Below are 17,667 nucleotides of genomic sequence, written 5' to 3'. Positions count from 1 at the left end.
CGGGCGTGTCGAGGGCGTGTTGCCGCGGTGTGGGGACGGGCCGTGCCTAACGTGTTCCCACTGGCCGAGGTTGACATAACTATAACCCTCTAGTGGAGGGTTAGGGTTCGGACCTCGACCGGCACAGACCAGCACCCGCCAGCACCAGCAGGCACTCCCGCCGTCGAGCACGAGAGGCAGTCCATCGTGGCAGCACCGCAGAACTACCTGGCCGTCATCAAGGTCGTGGGGATCGGCGGTGGTGGCGTCAACGCCGTCAACCGGATGATCGAGGTCGGGTTGAAGGGCGTGGAGTTCATCGCCATCAACACCGACGCGCAAGCCCTCCTGATGAGCGACGCGGACGTCAAGCTCGACATCGGCCGGGAGAAGACCCGGGGTCTCGGCGCCGGCGCCAACCCCGAGGTCGGGGCCGAGGCCGCCCTGGACCACGCCGAGGAGATCGAGGAGGTGCTCAAGGGCGCCGACATGGTCTTCGTGACAGCGGGTGAGGGTGGCGGCACCGGCACAGGCGGCGCGCCGGTCGTGGCCAAGATCGCCCGCTCTCTCGGGGCGCTGACCATCGGCGTGGTGACGCGCCCGTTCGCCTTCGAGGGCAAGCGTCGTGCGGGCTCCGCCGACACCGGCATCGGCTCGCTGCGCGACGAGGTCGACACGCTGATCGTGATCCCCAACGACAAGCTGCTGGCCATCGCCGACCGCAACGTGAGCATGCTGGACGCGTTCAAGCAGGCCGACCAGGTGCTGCTGCAGGGTGTCTCCGGCATCACCGACCTGATCACGACGCCGGGACTGATCAACCTCGACTTCGCGGACGTGAAGTCGGTGATGTCGAACGCCGGCAGCGCCCTGATGGGCATCGGCTCCGCCCGAGGCGAGGACCGTGCCGTCTCCGCCGCAGAGATGGCGGTGTCCAGCCCGCTCCTCGAGGAGTCGGTGGACGGCGCCCACGGCGTCCTGCTGTCCATCGCCGGCGGCTCCGACCTCGGCCTGTTCGAGATCAACGAGGCCGCCGCAATGGTCTCCGACGCGGTGCACCCGGACGCGAACATCATCTTCGGTGCCACCATCGACGACGCCCTGGGCGACGAGGTGCGGGTGACGGTGATCGCGGCCGGCTTCGACGGCGGGCAGCCCAAGCGCCGCGACCCCGAGGCGGCCCGGAAGCCCTCGCGCCCCTCGCTCCCCGGCCCCGACTCCCCGGTCGACCCCACGCACCGTGCGGACGACCAGCGCCCCTCGGCCCCGGCGCGGCCCGAGACGCCACCCGCGCCGGCCGAGCGGTCCGACGACCACCCCGCCGAGCAGTCGCCCTCGACCGAGCGGCCCTCGGCACCGCTGCCGCCGGCCCCCGGTCCCGACGACCTGGACGTGCCCGACTTCTTGAAGTAGGCGCGCGCCATACTGCGCGGGTGTACTTCACCCGCGAGCGCATCGGCCCGGTCGAGGTCGCCTTCACCGATCGCGAGGGAGGGGTGAGTCGTGCGCCGTACGACTCGCTCAACCTCGCTGTCAGCAGTGACGACGCCGCCGAGGACGTCCACCGCAACCACGAGCTGCTGCTCTCCGACTTCGCCGGCGGTGCGGACCTGGCCGACATGAGCCAGGTCCACGGCAATGTCGTGCGCGCCGCCGATCCGGCCGTCCGCCCGGAGTGCGACGCGCTGGTCACCGACCGCTCCGACCTGGTGCTGCTCGTGCGGGTCGCCGACTGCGTGCCCGTGGTCCTCGCCGACGCCGAGGCCGGTGTCGTGGCCGTGGCGCACTCGGGTCGACCCGGCCTGGCGGCCGGCGTCGTGCCCGCCACGATCCGCCGGATGGAAGAGCTCGGTGCGCGCCCGGCTCGTACGACGGCGTGGATCGGGCCGCACGTGTGCGGCGGCTGCTACGAGGTGCCCGAGGAGCTGCGCGCAGAGGTGGCTGCCGTGGAGCCGGCCGCCTGGGCGACCACCACCTGGGGAACTCCGGCGCTCGACATCGGGGCCGGGGTGCGGGCCCAGCTCGAGCGCGTCGGGGTGGACGTCAGGGACCGGTCGGCCTGCACGCGCGAGCGGACCGACCTGTTCTCCTACCGCCGGGACGGCGCCGGCGCGGGCCGCCTGGCCGGTCTGGTCCGCAGGCACGCCGCATGAGTCGCGAGGCGGAGCTGCGAGACGGGCTGGAGCGGGTGCACGCGCGGATCGCCGCCGCCGCCGGCGCGGCCGGGCGGGACGCGGACGACATCACCCTGGTCGTGGTGACCAAGTTCTTCCCGGCCGAGGAGGTGCGGCTGCTCCACGGCCTCGGTGTGCGCGACGTGGGGGAGAACCGCCACCAGGAGGCGCAGGCGAAGGCGGCCGAGCTGCGGGATCTCGAGCCGCCGCTGCGCTGGCACTACATCGGGGGGCTGCAGAGCAACAAGGCCGCGGCGGTCGCGTCGTACGCCGACGTCGTGCACTCGGTGGACCGTTCGAAGCTGGTGACGGGGCTCTCGCGGGGCGCGGTCGAGCGGGGCCGCCCGCTGGCGGTCCTCGTCCAGGTCGACCTCGACCCCGACGGTGCGCCCGGCTCCGGTCGAGCGGGTGCGGCGCCGGACGACGTCCCGGTCCTGGCCGATGCCGTCGTTGCCGCCGACGGTCTCGACCTGCGTGGTGTGATGGCCGTCGCGCCTCTCGGCGTCGACCCCGCGCCGGCCTTCGAGCGGCTCTCGGAGGTGGCGAGCGGCGTGCGCGAGGAGCACCCGTCGGCGACCTGGGTGTCCGCCGGGATGTCGGGTGACCTCGAGGCCGCCATCGCCTCCGGCGCGACACACGTGCGTGTCGGGAGCGCGGTGCTCGGTGCGCGGCCCTCGCGCGGATAGTGTCGCCGCTGGAGGGCTCCATCGGGGGCACCGGCGGTCACGGAGGACATTGATGAGCGGCACGATGCGCAAGATGGGCGTCTACCTCGGACTGCTCGAGGGGGCCGAGGACGAGTTCGGCTACGACGACGAGCCGCGCCGCGAGCCCGTCGAGCGGGCCGAGCGGGGCGGGCACCCGACCCCGCGCGACGGCGGGCGTGCGCGTCCGGTCGTGGCCGACGCGGAGGACACCACGACGACCCGGCGCCCCGACGTACCGCCCCAGCGCGGCGAGGTCGCCCACCTGGCCGACCGGCGTCGCACGGCCGCTCCCGCGGCTGCGCCCACGGCGGCCCCGGTCACGGCGTCCTCGGCGATGTCGCGGATCGTGACGCTGCACCCGCGGACGTACAACGAGGCCAAGGTCATCGGGGAGAACTTCCGCGACGGCATCCCGGTGATCATGAACCTCTCCGAGATGACCGACGCCGACGCCAAGCGCCTGGTCGACTTCGCAGCTGGCCTCATCTTTTCGGTCCGTGGCAGCATCGAGCGTGTGACCAGCAAGGTCTTCCTGCTCTCGCCGCCCAACGTCTTCGTCGCCGCCGAGGACAAGCAGCGGATCGCCGAGGGCGGTTTCTTCAACCAGAGCTGAGAGCAGATGCTGATCGTCGGCCAGATCATCGCGTGGGCGCTCGGACTGTTCGTCTTCCTGCTGCTGGTCCGCTTCGTCATGGACTGGGTGCAGCTGTTCGCCCGCGACTGGCGACCACGCGGGATCGTCCTCGCCCTGCTGGAGATCGTGTACTCGATCACCGACCCGCCGATCAAGGCCGTGCGCAAGGTCCTGCCGATGGTGCGTCTGGGAGGGATGGGTCTCGACCTCAGCCCGATGGTCGTGCTGATCGTCTGCCTGGTCCTGCAACGGGTGAACGGTCTGGTCTTCCTCTCCGGCGGGCTGTGAGCGAAAGCAACATCTGCAGAACACTGTTGTGACGGAAGTTGCCTCCAGTGAGAGCACGTAGGCCGTGTTGCCGCTATTGTCGTGCAGGCACGGGACAGAGGTCCCTCTCGAAGAACGAAGTGGGTGAAGGTCATGCCGTTGACACCGGATGACGTGAGCAACAAGCGATTCACACCGGTGCGGCTCCGCGAGGGCTACGACATGGGTGAGGTCGACCAGTTCCTCGATGAGGTCGAGGCCGAGCTGGCCCGCCTGATCCGGGAGAACGACGACCTGCGCGAGCAGGTCCGGGTCGCGGAGGACAACGCTGCGAGCGGCGCGAGTGCCGCTGATGCTCCGGCCGCGCCGGTCGACGCGCCCGAGACGCCGGCCGTCGAGGACGAGCCGGCCGCGAAGCCGGGCCCGGAGAAGCCGAGCCTGCCCGAGGAGACGCAGGCGGTCGCCGCGGTTCCGCCGGCCTCGCTGCCGGGCTCCCAGACGCCCCCGGCCCCGGTCGCCGAGACCGCGGTCGAGGCCACGCCGACCAGCACCAGCGTCAGCGGCCCCCAGGAGATCAGGGTCTCCACGGTCCCCGAGGCCTCCGCCGCTGCCGCGCGTCTGCTCGAGATCGCCACCAACAACGCCGAGCAGCTCGTCGGCGAGGCGCGTGCCGAGGCCGAGCAGATCCTCACCACCGCCCAGGCCGAGGCCGACCGCGTCCAGGGTGAGTCCAAGACCAAGGCCGACAAGATCGAGTCCGACGCACGGTCGCGGTCTCAGATGCTGGACTCCGAGACGACCGAGCGGCGTACGAAGCTGGTCGGGGACCTCGAGAAGGAGCGCGGTCGCCTGAACGGCGAGATCGAGACGCTGCGGACCTTCGAGCGCGAGTACCGCAGCCGGCTGAAGAACTACTTCACCCAGCAGCTCAACGCGCTGGAGACCGGCGACGGGTCGGAGGGCGGGCTGTCCCCGCTCGCCTCTGCGGAGCGTCCGCCGAAGCGGCTGCGGTCGCTGCTCGGCGAGGAGGACGGCGTCTGAGCGCCGACTGAGTCGCCCGAACGGGCCCGGAGCCGACATGGCTCCGGGCCCGTTCTGCTGCTCCGCCGCGGTCTCCACCCCTCGCGGTACGGCGTGTGACTTGTCGGTGGCCGTCGGCACCCTTACTGTCCACCCGACTCGTGCACCCGGCACGAGCCGCTGCGAAGGAGTCCACGTGGCCACCCCCAAGAAGTCGCTCGCGAGCCGCGCCGGGTCCGCCGTACGCCGTGCCGTGCGCCGCGGCGCCCCCACCGCCGAGCCCGGCTCGGCCGAGTCGACGCCTGCCGAGAAGGCCGCCTCGACTCCGGCGAAGAAGTCGGCGGCGAAGAAGTCGGCGGCGAAGAAGTCGGCGGCGAAGAAGTCGGCGGCGAAGAAGACGGCGGCGAAGAAGACGGCGGCGAAGAAGACGGCGCCGGCGAAGAAGACGGCGCCGGCGAAGAAGACGCCCGCGAAGAAGACGACCGCGAAGGCCACGGCGGACGCTTCCGCTCCCGCGAAGAAGTCCGCCGCGAAGAAGACGGCCGCCACGAAGTCCACGCCCGCCCAGAAGTCGGCGACGAAGCAGCCGTCGACGAAGGCGACACCTGCGAAGAAGACGGCCAAGAAGACGGCGAAGAAGACGTCCGCGAAGACGACCGCCCGCGGCGCGGGTCCGGCTGCCCTGGTGGTGCGCGAGGGCGAGGACCCGTGGACGTCCGCGGAGCTGGGTGAGGTCCGTCAGCACCTGGAGGAGGACGTCACCCGCCTGTCGGCCGAGCTGGAGGACGCCGACTCGGGGCTGCACGACCTGATGGTGGACTCGGGGGACGGGTCCGGTCACGACCAGGCCGACGTCGGGTCGAGCTCGTTCGAGCGTGACCACGAGCTCTCGATCGCCAACAACGCCCGCGACATGCTGGACCAGACCCGGCACGCGCTGGAGCGGATCGAGGACGGCAGCTACGGCGTGTGCGAGCGCAACGGGGAGCCGATCGGCAAGCTGCGACTGATGGCGTTCCCGCGTGCCACACTGTGCATGTCATGCAAGCAGCGGGAGGAGCGGCGCTGAACGGCGCCGAGGCGGACGCGACGACCCCACCCACCCGCAAGCGCCGGCCGGGACCGTACGTCCTCACCTTCCTGGGCGTCGGTGTCCTCTCGCTGGTCGTCGACCAGGTCACGAAGGCGCTCGCCGCCGACCGGTTGGCCGACGGGGCGTCGGTACGCGTCGTGGGTGACCTGCTGCGGTTCACGCTCGTCTTCAACCCGGGGGCGGCCTTCAGCACGGGCACCCAGTTCACCGTGGGGCTGAGCGTCCTGGCCATCGTCGCCAGCGTGGTCGTCCTCTGGTTCGGGTTCCGGGCCCGGACGCCGCTGTGGTCGGTGGGACTGGGTCTGCTGCTGGCGGGCGTGACCGGCAACCTCGCCGACCGGTTGTTCCGGGCACCCGGTCCGATGCGCGGGCACGTCGTGGATTTCCTCCAGCTGCCGTCCTGGCCGGTCTTCAACGTCGCCGACATGTGCATCAACGTCGGCGCCGTCGTCCTGGTGCTGCAGGCGTTCCGCGGCGTACGCCTGGACGGTCGCCGCGAGGCCGACCGGACCGAGGCGAAGCCCGACGAGGGGCCCGACGAGGGGTCTGCCGCGTGAGCGGTGCCGACCACCGCACGGTCCCGGTGCCCGACGGGCTGAGCGACGAGCGGGTGGACACCGGTCTGGCACGGATGTTCGGGCTCTCCCGCACCCGGGCCGCCGAGCTGGCCCACGACGGACTGGTACGCCTCGACGGCCGGGTGGTCGCGAAGTCGGACCGGCTCTCGGCCGGTGCCGTGCTCGAGGTCGAGATCCCGTCCGTGGCCGATCCGCTCGAGGTGGTCGAGGAGACCGTCGAGGGCATCGGCATCGTCCACGAGGACGACGCCATCGTCGTGATCGACAAGCCGGTCGGGGTCGCGGTGCACCCCTCGCCGGGGTGGTCGGGCCCGACCGTCGTCGGTCACCTGCGGGCCGCGGGCGTCCGGATCGCGACCAGCGGTGCCTCGGAGCGTCAGGGCATCGTGCAGCGGCTGGACGTCGGGACCTCGGGCGTGATGGTGATCTGCAAGTCCGAGCACGCGTACTCCGTGCTCAAGAACGCGTTCCGCCGGCGCGCGATCGACAAGGTCTACCACGCTCTCGTCCAGGGGCACCCCGACCCGCTCCGCGGCACCGTCGACGCCCCGATCGGACGGCACACCCGCTCGGACTGGAAGTTCGCGGTGCGGGCCGACGGCAAGCCCAGCGTCACGCACTACGACACGCTCGAGGCGCACCGCTTCGCCAGCCTGCTCGAGGTGCACCTGGAGACCGGGCGCACGCACCAGATCCGGGTCCACATGTCCGCGCTGGCCCACCCGTGCGTCGGTGACCTCACCTACGGCGCCGACCCCACGCTCGCCCGGCGCGTGGGCCTCGAGCGGCAGTGGCTGCACGCCGTGCGTCTCGGGTTCGAGCACCCGGAGAGCGGCGAGCACGTGGAGTACTCCACGACGTACCCCGAGGACCTGCAGCAGGCGCTCGACCGGATCCGTGACGCGGTCTGAGGACGTCGTCCTGCAGCCTGCGGTGGCCGGCGACGCCGACGAGGTGGCCGCGCTCCACCTCGCGGCGCGGGAGGCGGCCTATCCGTTGATGCCGCCGGCGGTGCACCCGCGCGAGGACGTACGACGCCACGTCGCCCGGACGGTGCGCTCGGGCACCCAGGAGACCTGGGTCGCCCGCGGGGACGTCGGCCTGCTCGGCTACGTCACGCTCACCCCCACCTGGCTCGACGCCCTGTACGTCGCGCCCGCCCACCAGCGGTGCGGTGTCGGCTCGGCGCTGATCGAGCTGGTCAAGGCACTGCGCCCGGCCGGGTTCGGGCTGTGGGTCTTCGTCTCCAACGCCCCGGCGAGGGCGTTCTACCGGCGCCACGGCCTCGTCGAGGTCGAGACCACCGACGGGCACGACAACGAGGAGCGTGCCCCCGACGTGCGGATGACCTGGACGTCCGACGCGCCCGCAGGTCCGGTGCGCTTGTCGTGACGTCGGTGGGTACAGATAGGTTCGTCCCAACGCCGAACAGGAGAGTGACCGACCATGCCGTTCCGCAAGAAGAAGACCTTCCTCGACCAGGCTGCCGACTACGTCGACTCCGTGCGCCCGCACGTCGAGTCGGCACTCGAGCAGACCCGGGACGCCGTCGGGGACTTCGTCGACCACACCGCCCGTCCGGCCCTGAAGGACGCCCGTGACAAGGCGGGTCCGGCGCTCGCCGACGCCCGGGACAAGGCCGGCCCCGCGCTGGCCGAGGCGCGTGACCGTGCGGTCGCGGCCGCGGGCCCGGCGGTGGCCGAGGCGCAGAAGCGTGCCAAGCCCTACCTCGAGGACGCGCGTGAGCGTGCCGCGGAGGGCGCGGAGCACGCCCGCGCGTACGCCGAGACCAAGCGGGCCGAGGTCACCGGTCAGCCGACCCCCAAGCAGAAGAAGCGCAAGAGCCGGCTGAAGAAGCTCGTGCTGCTCGGTGTCATCGGCGGTGCGGCCTACGCCGTGGCCAAGCTGCGCAGCGGTCCCTCCGACACCTGGCAGTCGTCGTACACGCCGCCGGCACCGACCACCCCGAGCACGCCGGCCGCCAACAAGCCGCCGGCCCCGACCGCGGTCCCGGACCCGGCTCCCGAGGCCACCGCCACGTCGGACTCCGAGGCCCCGACCCCGGACCCGTCGGCCCCGGCGACCCCGTCGGCGGACGAGGACGGCCCGACCAGCTGACGAGAGACCTCCGACGCCCGTACGAGTGCCCGGCCCGGGTCGCAGCCACTGCGACCCGGGCCGGGCACCGTGCACGTGTGGGGCGGCCCGCGTCCGAGCGGTCGAGGCGCTCGTCGACTGCCGGGGTGGACGTCGACCGGTGTGACGGGGATGGTTGAGACCGGCTCGCCGTGGGTAGGAGGGCCACTACGAGGGTCCGACCACTCGGGGCCGGGCCCGACGTCACCAGTGAGGTCGTCTCGCATGTCACACCGCAAGCGCACCACCTTGGCCCTCGGGGCCGCACTGTCCGCCACCGTCGCCCTCGCAGCCCCGGCGCTGGCCGCCGGAGGCGGCGCGAGTGCCGACGACACGGGCTCGACGCCGAACGGCTCGGCCCGCGCAGCCGGCGTCACCCGGGCAGGCGGCGGGTTCATGGGGTGGTCGGCACCCACCTCCGCCGACACCTCCGCCTCCGGCAAGGCGGCCGACGCCGCACAGGCCCGCAAGCAGGCCGTGAGCGCGACGGTCGCGGGGATCGACGTCGCGAGCTACCAGGGCAACGTCAACTGGTCGACGTACTACAGCCAGGGCAAGCGGTTCGCCTACGTGAAGGCGACCGAGGGGACCTCCTACACCAGCCCGTACTTCACCCAGCAGTACAACGGCTCCTACAACGTCGGGATGGTCCGCGGCGCCTACCACTTCGCGGTCCCCAGCAGCTCGGCCGGATCCACGCAGGCGCGCTACTTCGTCCAGCACGGCGGCGGGTGGTCGAAGGACGGCAAGACCCTGCCCGGCGCGCTCGACATCGAGTACAACCCGTACTCCGGCGGCACCTGCTACGGCCTGAGCCAGGCGTCGATGCGCAGCTGGATCTCCTCGTTCCTGTCCACCTACAAGTCGTTGACCGGCCGGGACGCGGTGATCTACTCGACCACCGACTGGTGGACCACGTGCACCGGCAACACCTCGGCGTTCTCGACGACCAACCCGCTGTGGATCGCGCGGTACTCCTCGAGCGCCGGGACCCTGCCGTCCGGCTGGGGCTACTACACGTTCTGGCAGTACTCCTCGTCGCCGCTGGACCAGGACCGGTTCAACGGCGCCGCCACCCAGCTCACCAAGCTGGCCAACGGCTGAGACTCCCCGGGGCGGGCAGGAGGGGGCCGCGATTTTGACCCCCTCCGGCCCGCCCCGTACTCTTGGTCTTCGGCGTGCTCACGCACGCCCTCACGCGCGCCGGTCGCTCCTGGTCCCCTCCAGTGCCGACCAGAGGCTGACTCGCGGCAGCGCGGCACCGACAGAGACAAGTTCCGAGGAGAGTGGCTCGTGTACGCGATCGTGCGCAGTGGCAGCAAGCAGCAGAAGGTTGCCGTGGGCGACGTCATCGAGATCGACAAGGTCGAGACCGCCGCGGGCGAGTCGCTGACCCTCCCCGTGGTGATGGTCGTCGACGGCGAGTCGGTCACCTCCGACGCGTCCTCGCTCGGCAAGGCCGGCGTCCAGGTCGAGGTCCTCGGCGCGACCAAGGGCCCCAAGATCGTCATCCAGAAGTACAAGAACAAGACCGGCTACAAGAAGCGCCAGGGTCACCGCCAGAAGTACACCCAGGTCAAGGTCACCGACATCTCCCTCTGAGCCACGCAGGCCGCCGGCTCCGACGTACGAAGGACTGAACTCATGGCACACAAGAAGGGCGCCGCGTCCACCAAGAACGGTCGCGACTCCAACTCCCAGCGCCTCGGCGTGAAGCGGTACGGCGGCCAGAGCGTCAACGCCGGCGAGATCATCGTCCGGCAGCGCGGCACGCACTTCCACCCGGGCACCGGCGTGGGTCGCGGTGGCGACGACACGCTGTTCGCGCTGACCGCCGGTGCGGTCGAGTTCGGCACCCGGCGCGGTCGCCGCGTGGTGAACATCCTGCCGACCGGGGAGTGACCCGGTCCTGATCTGCTGCGAGGGCGTCTCCGGGTGATCCCGGAGGCGCCCTCGTCGTCTGTCCACCTCGTCACTGAGAGGAGCACGCCATGGCGGTCCCGACCTTCGTGGACCGGGTTGCGCTGCACGTCGTCGGGGGGCGCGGCGGGCACGGTGTCGCCTCGGTGCACCGCGAGAAGTTCAAGCCGCTCGGCGGGCCCGACGGTGGCAACGGCGGCCCCGGTGGTTCGGTGGTGCTGCGGGTCGACCCCGACGTCACCACGCTGATCGACTACCACCACAGTCGCGCGCGGCGGGCGGAGCACGGCGGGCACGGCGCCGGCGCGCACCGCAACGGCACGCACGGGCAGGACCTGGTGCTCCCGGTCCCGGACGGCACGGTGGTCACCGACCCCCAGGGCGAGGTCCTGGCCGACCTGGTGGGCCCCGGTACCGAGATGGTCGTCGCCCACGGCGGCAAGGGCGGGCTCGGCAACGCGGCGCTCGCCTCGAGCAAGCGGAAGGCCCCCGGTTTCGCGCTCCTCGGCGAGCCCGGCGACGAGCTCGACATCCACCTCGAGCTCAAGGTGGTGGCCGACATCGGTCTCGTCGGGTTCCCCAGCGCCGGCAAGTCCAGCCTGGTGGCCGCGCTGAGCCGCGCCCGGCCGAAGATCGCCGACTACCCGTTCACCACGCTGGTGCCGAACCTGGGCGTCGTCCGCGTGGGGGAGACGACGTACACCGTCGCGGACGTCCCCGGCCTGATCGAGGGGGCCAGCGAGGGTCGTGGGCTGGGCCAGGACTTCCTGCGCCACGTCGAGCGGTGCGCCGCGCTGGTCCACGTCGTCGACCTGGCCAGCGTCGAGCCCGGCCGGGACCCGCTCAGCGACCTGGACGTGATCGAGCGCGAGCTGGAGCAGTACGGCGGACTCGCCGACCGGCCGCGCCTGGTCGCCCTGAACAAGGTCGACGTCCCCGACGGGCGGGACATGGCCGAGATCATGGCCGCCGACCAGGACTGGGCCGCCCGGATCGCCGAGCGCGGCTGGCCCGTCCACGTCGTGTCGGCGACCAGCCACGAGGGCCTGCGCGAGCTGTCCTTCGCGATGGCGAAGCTGGTCGAGGACCAGCGAGCGATGGCCCCGATCGTCGAGACCGAGCGCATCGTCATCCGACCCGCCACCGCGTCGGGGCCCGACTTCACGGTCAAGAGCGTCACCGTCGAGGGTGGGCAGGGCTGGCGGGTGCGCGGCGACAAGCCGGAGCGCTGGATCCGCCAGACCGACTTCAGCAACGACGAGGCCGTCGGCTTCCTCGCCGACCGGCTGAACCGGCTCGGGGTCGAGGAGCGGCTGGTCCAGCTGGGCGCGGTCGAGGGCGACGCGGTCCTCATCGGCGACCCCGACGACGCCGTGGTCTTCGACTTCCGCCCCTCGATGGAGGCGGGTGCGGAGATGCTGGGCCGACGCGGGGAGGACCAGCGCTTCACGACCACGCGCCCGGCAGCCCAGCGCCGCCGGGAGATCGATGCGGCGATGCCGTCTCGCGCCGAGGGGGAGACCCGGGCCGACGTGGCGCGGCGAATCGGCGTCGCCGACCCGGACGCGGAGCCGGACGACGAGCAGGGGAGCGACACCTGGGAGAACGACCTGTGACCCAGGACCGGCCTCAGCGTCGGTCTCAGGGCCGGCCGGAGGTCGTGGAGGCGCGCCGGGTCGTGGTCAAGGTCGGGTCGTCGTCGCTGACGACGGCCGCCGGCGGGATCGACCCGGACCGCCTCGCCGCACTGGTCGATGCCCTGGCCGCGGCACGCGGGCGCGGCACCGAGGTGGTCCTCGTCTCCTCCGGCGCCATCGCCGCCGGGCTGTCGCCGCTGGGGCTGGCCCGCCGCCCGCGGGCCCTGGCGGCGCAGCAGGCCGCCGCGTCGGTGGGCCAGGGGCTGCTCGTGCACCGCTACACCGCGGAGTTCGCCCGTCACGGGCTGGTGACCGGGCAGGTGCTGCTGACCCAGGACGACGTGACGCGCCGCAGCCACTACCGCAACGCCTCACAGACCTTCGACCGGCTGCTCGAGCTGGGTGTGGTGCCGGTGGTCAACGAGAACGACACGGTCGCCACCAGCGAGATCCGCTTCGGGGACAACGACCGGCTGGCCGCCCTGGTGGCGCACCTGGTGCGCGCCGACGCGCTGGTCCTGCTCTCCGACGTCGACGGGCTCTACGACGACGCCCCGGACCGGCCGGGCGCACAGCGCATCCCGGAGGTCCACGACCTCGCCGAGCTCGCCGACGTCGACGTCTCCCGAGCGGGCACCGCCGGTGTGGGCACGGGCGGGATGCGGACGAAGCTCGACGCGGCCCGGATCGCGACCGGCGCCGGGATCCCCGTGGTGCTCACCGACGCACCGAGTGCCGGTCGGGCGCTGGCCGGGGAGCCCGTGGGCACGCTGTTCCACACCACGGGCCGGCGTCGCTCGACCCGTCAGCTCTGGCTCGCCCACGCGACCGAGGGCAAGGGCGTCGTCCGTCTCGACGCGGGTGCCGTACGCGCCGTCGCCGAACGGCACGCGTCGCTGCTCCCTGCGGGCGTGACCGGCGTCGAGGGGGACTTCTGGTCCGGTGACCCGGTGGACCTCGTCGGCCCCGACGGGCAGCTGGTCGCCCGCGGACTGGTCAACTACGACGCCGCGGAGATCCCGGACCTGGCCGGGCGGTCCACGATGGCGCTGGCGCAGGAGCGGGGGGCGGCGTACGAGCGAGAGATCGTGCACCGCGACGCGCTGGTCGTCCTGGAGGGACCGACGCCGCCCTGAGCGCGATGTCCTCGGTTCGGCTGTGCCGTCCGTCGGGATTTGGAAGACTTCGGGCCAACGGGAGGGAGGACGGGGATGGAGACCCCTGCGGAGTCGGGATCGGGCACGGCGACGACCGGTGGCCCACGGCACTGGTACGTGAAGGTCACGGTCGGCGGCGAGCCGGTGGAGCCGATGCTGATGCGCTCGGCGCTGCTGCGCTTCTCCGAGGAACGCCCCTTCCTGGACACCATGCGGTTCACCGACGAGGGCGCCGAGGTGGCCTTCTGGGACGAGGGCGACTCGATGCTCGACGTCGCCTCGCTGGCGCTGCGGCTGTGGAACGAGCACCGTGAGTCGGCCGGTCTGCCACGCTGGGAGGTGCTCGGTCTCGAGGTGACCGAGCAGCAGCTGCACGAGGGCGGCAACACCGCCCCACCGGGCTCGATCAGCCCGCAGGAGGTGCGGCCACAGCCGCTCTGAGGCCGCCGAGCGACGGTGCCGCCGGGGCGGGGTCCGGGCGTCGATAGGCTCGCGCCCATGCCCGACGACCTCCGCGCGGTCGCCGACCGCGCCAGAGAGGCGTCGCGGCGGCTGGCCACGGCTCCGCGCGCGGTCAAGGACACCGCGCTGCACGCGATGGCCGACGCCGTTCTCGAGGCCCGTGCGGACGTGCTGGCGGCCAACGCTGAGGACGTCGAGGCGGCGCGGGAGAGCGGCACGGCCGCGCACCTGCTGGACCGGCTGCGTCTCGATGCCGAGCGGGTCGCGGCCACGGCCGAAGGGCTGCGGCAGGTCGCGTCGCTGCCGGACCCGGTCGGCGAGGTGGTGCGTGGCTCACGACTTCCCAACGGGCTGGAGCTGCGTCAGCTCCGGGTACCGTTCGGGGTCGTCGGCGTGATCTACGAGGCGCGACCGAACGTCACCACCGATGCCGCCGGGATCTGCCTCAAGGCCGGCAGCGCCGTCCTCCTCCGCGGGTCGGCCAGCGCGCTTCGCAGCAACACGGTCGTGGTCCGCGTGCTGCGCACCGCGCTGGAGGAGGCCGGGCTGCCGGCCGACCTGGTCGCGCTCGTCCCGGGGGAGGGGCGCGAGGGGGCCGCCGCACTCATGCGGGCCCGGGGGCTGGTCGACGTGCTGGTCCCACGTGGCGGCGCCGGCCTGATCCGGTCGGTGGTCGAGTCCTCGACCGTGCCCGTGATCGAGACCGGCGTCGGCAACTGCCACGTGTACGTCGACGCCTCGGCCGACCTGGACATGGCGCTGTCCATCGTGGCCAACGCGAAGACCCAGCGGACGTCGGTCTGCAACGCCGCCGAGTCGCTCCTGGTCCACGAGGCCGTGGCCGACGAGCTGGTACCCCGCCTGGTCGCGCTGCTGCAGGAGTCCGGGGTGACGGTGCACGGCGACGAGCGCTTCGCGGCGCACGCGGGCGTCGTACCGGCGACGGAGGAGGACTGGGCCACCGAGTACCTCTCCCTGGACATCGCCGCTCGTGTCGTCCCCGACCTCGACGCCGCGATCGACCACGTACGACGCTGGTCCACCGGCCACTCCGAGGCGATCGTCACCGAGTCCCGCAGCGCCGCCGACCGGTTCGTCGCCGAGGTCGACGCGGCGGCGGTGCTGGTCAACGCCTCCACGCGCTTCGTCGACGGCGGCGAGCTCGGCTTCGGCGCCGAGATCGGCATCTCCACGCAGAAGCTGCACGCGCGCGGACCGATGGGGCTGCCGGAGATGACCACGACCAAGTACGTCGTCTCCGGGCACGGCCAGACCCGATCGTGAAGCTGCTGCTGCTGACCCTGGGCTACGGGATCCTGTCCAGCGCGGTCCCGCTGTTCAACATGGAGGCGTACATCGTCCTCGCCTACGCCCGCTCCGACGCCGCCGCGTGGGAGGTGGCGCTGGTGGGGTCGCTGGGGATGAACCTCGGCAAGCTGGTCTGGTACTACCTCGCGCGCGGCTCGATGCAGGCGCCGTTCCTGCAGCGGCGTCTGCAGTCGCCGCGACGCAAGGCCCAGCTGGAGAAGTGGACCGCGCGGATGCAGGCGCGGCCGGGCACCGCCGGAGTGCTCACCTTCGGGTCGGCGCTGATCGGGGTGCCGCCGTTCTTCGTGATGGCGATCGTCGCCGGGACGCTGCGGATGAACGTCGTGGTGTTCTTCCTCGCGGGTCTGGCGGGGCGGACTCTGTTCTTCTGGGCGATCCTGGGCGGAGCGCACCTGATCCTGCGGTGACGCTAGGATCGCGCACATGCCTCTCGTCACCGTGCTCGCCGCCGAGGAGGGCCCCGGAGCGGCGCCCTTCCTCATCGCCCTGATCGTCCTGGTGATCCTCATCGGCGCCCTGCTCGGGCTGCTCGCCATGGGCAAGGGCCGCGAGCACTCCTGAGCGCTCGCCCGTCCATGGAGCAGCCGCGAGGTCGCCGTCGACGCGTCGGCGTCATGGGCGGCACCTTCGACCCGATCCACCACGGCCACCTGGTGGCCGCGAGTGAGGTCCAGTCCTGGTTCGACCTCGACGAGGTCGTCTTCGTCCCCACCGGGCAGCCGTGGCAGAAGGCCGAGCGCGAGGTCTCGGCGGCCGAGCACCGCTACCTGATGACGGTGATCGCCACGGCGTCGAACCCGCGGTTCACGGTGTCGCGCGTCGACGTGGACCGTGCGGGGCCGACGTACACCATCGACACGCTGCGCGACCTCGCCGAGGTCTACCCCGACACGGACCTGTACTTCATCACCGGTGCCGACGCGATGGCCGCGCTGCTGGGCTGGCGCGACCACGAGCACCTCTTCGACCTCGCCCACTTCGTGGGCTGCACGCGCCCCGGCCACGAGCTGGACGAGGACGCGCTGCAGGGGATGCCGACGGACCGGATCACGCTGATCGAGATCCCGGCGCTGGCCATCTCCTCGACCGACTGCCGCACACGCCGCTCCCGCGGGGAGCCGGTGTGGTACCTCGTACCCGACGGGGTCGTGCAGTACATCGCCAAGCACGACCTGTACGCCGGAGCCGCTCATGACCGCCACTGACCACGCCCTCGACCTCGTCCGCACCGCCGCGCAGGCGGCCGCCGACAAGCTGGCCACCGACGTCCTCGCCTTCGACGTCTCCGACCAGCTCGTCATCACCGACGCGTTCGTCATCTGCTCGGCCGGCAACGACCGTCAGGTGAAGGCCATCGTCGACGCCGTCGAGGACGCGCTGCGCGAGGCGGACGCGAAGCCCGTGCGCCGTGAGGGCGAGCGGGACGGCCGCTGGGTGCTGCTGGACTACGCCGAGATCGTCGTGCACGTCCAGCACGAGGAGGAGCGGCAGTTCTACGCTCTCGAGCGGCTCTGGCGCGACTGCCCCACGATCGACCTGCAGCTGACGTGAGCGCAGCGCCTCGCCGGCTGGTGCTCCTGCGGCACGGGCAGACGTCGTGGAACGTCGTCCTCCGCGCCCAGGGCGAGACCGACATCGCGCTGGACGAGACCGGCCACGCGCAGGCGGCCGCTGCCGCGAGCGTTCTCGCCGCTCTCGGGCCCGTCCGGCTGTGGACCAGTGACCTGACCCGGGCACGCGAGACGGCGTCGTACGTCGCCACGGCCGCCGGGCTCGAGCCGGTCGTCGACCCGCGCCTGCAGGAGCTGCACCTGGGCGAGCGGGCCGGCCTGACGACCACCGAGTTCGCCGAGGCCTTCCCCGAGGAGCACGCGCGCTGGCGGGAGACCGGCTACGCCCACGTCGCCGGCGCCGAGACCCGCGGGGACCTCCTCGCCCGCTCCGTCCCCGCGCTCCAGGACGGCCTGGCCGCACTGGAGCCGGGGGAGACCGGCATCGCCGTCGGCCACGGCTGGAGCCTCAAGGCCGCCGTCGTCGGCCTCCTCGGCCTGCCCCCCGAGGCCGACCGCGTCATCCGCGGCATGAACAACTGCCACTGGGGCGTTCTCGTCTCCGACGAGGACGGGCGTACCCGGCTGGACACCTGGAACCAGCACGCGTAGGCGCGCGGGTGGTGTCGTCGTCCCTGGGTGATCGAGCCCGACCGAGTGTCAGTGTGCACGCGCGGGTGGTCGAGCCCGACCGAGCGCCAGCGAGGGAGGACGTCGAGACCCGGTGAGCCGCCCACCGACCGCCACCATCGGTGGTCGAGCCCGACCGAGCGCCAGCGAGGGAGCGGTTGTCGAGACCGGCAGCCGTGAGACAGACGAGGACGGGGACCACGGCAGACCCGGCCCCGATTTCGCGTCCGCCGCCCTCGTTGGCTAGAGTTCACCAGGTTGCTCGCCGAGAGGCGGCGACGTCCCACCCGGGGCTGTGGCGCAGTTGGTAGCGCACCTCCATGGCATGGAGGGGGTCAGGGGTTCGAATCCCCTCAGCTCCACCCGATGATCGCGTCTCGCGCCCTTGGCGTCC

General features: G+C 72.3%; 23 protein-coding genes and 1 tRNA gene. All 24 read left to right on the top strand.

All coding sequences use genetic code 11. The features are described from left to right. Positions 1–186: 186 nt before the first annotated feature. Positions 187–1,392 (top strand): cell division protein FtsZ, encoded by a 1,206-nt coding sequence (ftsZ, locus tag IEX42_RS04680; protein ID WP_188778669.1) that lies wholly within the window; start codon positions 187–189, stop codon positions 1,390–1,392. Between the two features lie 20 nt (positions 1,393–1,412). Beyond that, entirely contained in the window at positions 1,413–2,132 is a 720-nt protein-coding gene (pgeF, locus tag IEX42_RS04675) for a peptidoglycan editing factor PgeF (protein ID WP_188778667.1), read from the top strand. Beyond that, complete coding sequence (locus IEX42_RS04670) at positions 2,129–2,839, top strand: YggS family pyridoxal phosphate-dependent enzyme (protein WP_188778665.1); 711 nt, start codon at positions 2,129–2,131, stop codon at positions 2,837–2,839. Before pgeF ends, IEX42_RS04670 begins: the two co-directional genes overlap by 4 nt. Before the next feature lie 52 nt (positions 2,840–2,891). Then, positions 2,892–3,473, top strand: a complete 582-nt coding sequence (locus IEX42_RS04665) for a cell division protein SepF (RefSeq protein ID WP_188778662.1) — start codon at positions 2,892–2,894, stop codon at positions 3,471–3,473. Between the two features lie 6 nt (positions 3,474–3,479). Further along, entirely contained in the window at positions 3,480–3,782 is a 303-nt protein-coding gene (locus tag IEX42_RS04660) for a YggT family protein (RefSeq protein ID WP_188778660.1), read from the top strand. Positions 3,783–3,914: 132 nt separating this feature from the next. After that, complete coding sequence (locus tag IEX42_RS04655) at positions 3,915–4,802, top strand: DivIVA domain-containing protein (protein WP_188778658.1); 888 nt, start codon at positions 3,915–3,917, stop codon at positions 4,800–4,802. A gap of 175 nt (positions 4,803–4,977) precedes the next feature. Further along, complete coding sequence (locus IEX42_RS18275; RefSeq protein ID WP_308422196.1) at positions 4,978–5,850, top strand: TraR/DksA family transcriptional regulator; 873 nt, start codon at positions 4,978–4,980, stop codon at positions 5,848–5,850. Continuing rightward, a complete protein-coding gene (lspA, locus tag IEX42_RS04645) occupies positions 5,823–6,431 on the top strand; it encodes a signal peptidase II (RefSeq protein ID WP_188778654.1) in 609 nt (202 codons plus the stop codon). Before IEX42_RS18275 ends, lspA begins: the two co-directional genes overlap by 28 nt. Continuing rightward, positions 6,428–7,363 (top strand): RluA family pseudouridine synthase, encoded by a 936-nt coding sequence (locus IEX42_RS04640; protein ID WP_268236426.1) that lies wholly within the window; start codon positions 6,428–6,430, stop codon positions 7,361–7,363. Before lspA ends, IEX42_RS04640 begins: the two co-directional genes overlap by 4 nt. Further along, positions 7,350–7,844 (top strand): GNAT family N-acetyltransferase, encoded by a 495-nt coding sequence (locus IEX42_RS04635; protein WP_188778652.1) that lies wholly within the window; start codon positions 7,350–7,352, stop codon positions 7,842–7,844. The genes IEX42_RS04640 and IEX42_RS04635 overlap by 14 nt, the downstream gene beginning before the upstream one ends. Positions 7,845–7,898: 54 nt before the next feature. Further along, entirely contained in the window at positions 7,899–8,570 is a 672-nt protein-coding gene (locus tag IEX42_RS04630; protein ID WP_188778650.1) for a hypothetical protein, read from the top strand. Positions 8,571–8,813: 243 nt separating this feature from the next. Continuing rightward, positions 8,814–9,692 carry a lysozyme gene (locus IEX42_RS04625; protein ID WP_188778648.1) on the top strand — a complete coding sequence of 293 codons (879 nt, stop codon included), beginning with the start codon at positions 8,814–8,816 and terminating at the stop codon, positions 9,690–9,692. 189 nt (positions 9,693–9,881) lie between these two features. Further along, entirely contained in the window at positions 9,882–10,190 is a 309-nt protein-coding gene (gene rplU / locus IEX42_RS04620) for a 50S ribosomal protein L21 (RefSeq protein WP_188778646.1), read from the top strand. A 42-nt stretch (positions 10,191–10,232) separates the two neighbouring features. Continuing rightward, positions 10,233–10,490: a 50S ribosomal protein L27 gene (gene rpmA / locus IEX42_RS04615; protein WP_188778644.1), complete on the top strand. Its 258-nt coding sequence runs from the start codon at positions 10,233–10,235 to the stop codon at positions 10,488–10,490. 89 nt (positions 10,491–10,579) lie between these two features. Continuing rightward, a complete protein-coding gene (gene obgE, locus IEX42_RS04610) occupies positions 10,580–12,124 on the top strand; it encodes a GTPase ObgE (protein ID WP_188778642.1) in 1,545 nt (514 codons plus the stop codon). After that, positions 12,121–13,281: a glutamate 5-kinase gene (gene proB / locus IEX42_RS04605; protein ID WP_188778640.1), complete on the top strand. Its 1,161-nt coding sequence runs from the start codon at positions 12,121–12,123 to the stop codon at positions 13,279–13,281. The genes obgE and proB overlap by 4 nt, the downstream gene beginning before the upstream one ends. Before the next feature lie 75 nt (positions 13,282–13,356). Further along, the gene (locus tag IEX42_RS04600; RefSeq protein WP_188778638.1) at positions 13,357–13,743 is read left to right on the top strand and encodes a DUF8830 family protein; all 387 of its coding nucleotides are present in this window, start codon (positions 13,357–13,359) and stop codon (positions 13,741–13,743) included. A 57-nt stretch (positions 13,744–13,800) separates the two neighbouring features. After that, the gene (locus IEX42_RS04595; protein WP_188778636.1) at positions 13,801–15,048 is read left to right on the top strand and encodes a glutamate-5-semialdehyde dehydrogenase; all 1,248 of its coding nucleotides are present in this window, start codon (positions 13,801–13,803) and stop codon (positions 15,046–15,048) included. After that, on the top strand, positions 15,045–15,500 hold the full coding sequence (locus tag IEX42_RS04590) for a VTT domain-containing protein (RefSeq protein WP_188778634.1): 456 nt from the start codon (positions 15,045–15,047) through the stop codon (positions 15,498–15,500). Before IEX42_RS04595 ends, IEX42_RS04590 begins: the two co-directional genes overlap by 4 nt. 16 nt (positions 15,501–15,516) lie before the next feature. After that, the gene (locus IEX42_RS04585; RefSeq protein ID WP_188778633.1) at positions 15,517–15,654 is read left to right on the top strand and encodes a hypothetical protein; all 138 of its coding nucleotides are present in this window, start codon (positions 15,517–15,519) and stop codon (positions 15,652–15,654) included. Positions 15,655–15,668: 14 nt separating this feature from the next. Further along, positions 15,669–16,298, top strand: coding sequence for a nicotinate-nucleotide adenylyltransferase (gene nadD / locus IEX42_RS04580; RefSeq protein ID WP_188778631.1), 630 nt, complete (start codon positions 15,669–15,671; stop codon positions 16,296–16,298). Continuing rightward, positions 16,285–16,644 (top strand): ribosome silencing factor, encoded by a 360-nt coding sequence (gene rsfS / locus IEX42_RS04575; protein WP_188778629.1) that lies wholly within the window; start codon positions 16,285–16,287, stop codon positions 16,642–16,644. The genes nadD and rsfS overlap by 14 nt, the downstream gene beginning before the upstream one ends. Beyond that, positions 16,641–17,255: a histidine phosphatase family protein gene (locus IEX42_RS04570; RefSeq protein WP_188778626.1), complete on the top strand. Its 615-nt coding sequence runs from the start codon at positions 16,641–16,643 to the stop codon at positions 17,253–17,255. The genes rsfS and IEX42_RS04570 overlap by 4 nt, the downstream gene beginning before the upstream one ends. Positions 17,256–17,562: 307 nt before the next feature. After that, a tRNA-Ala gene (locus IEX42_RS04565) sits at positions 17,563–17,635 on the top strand. Positions 17,636–17,667 lie beyond the last annotated feature (32 nt).

The organism is Marmoricola endophyticus, assembly GCF_014644415.1.
GTDB lineage: Bacteria > Actinomycetota > Actinomycetes > Propionibacteriales > Nocardioidaceae > Marmoricola > Marmoricola endophyticus.
This window is presented reverse-complemented; position numbering and strand designations above follow the sequence as displayed.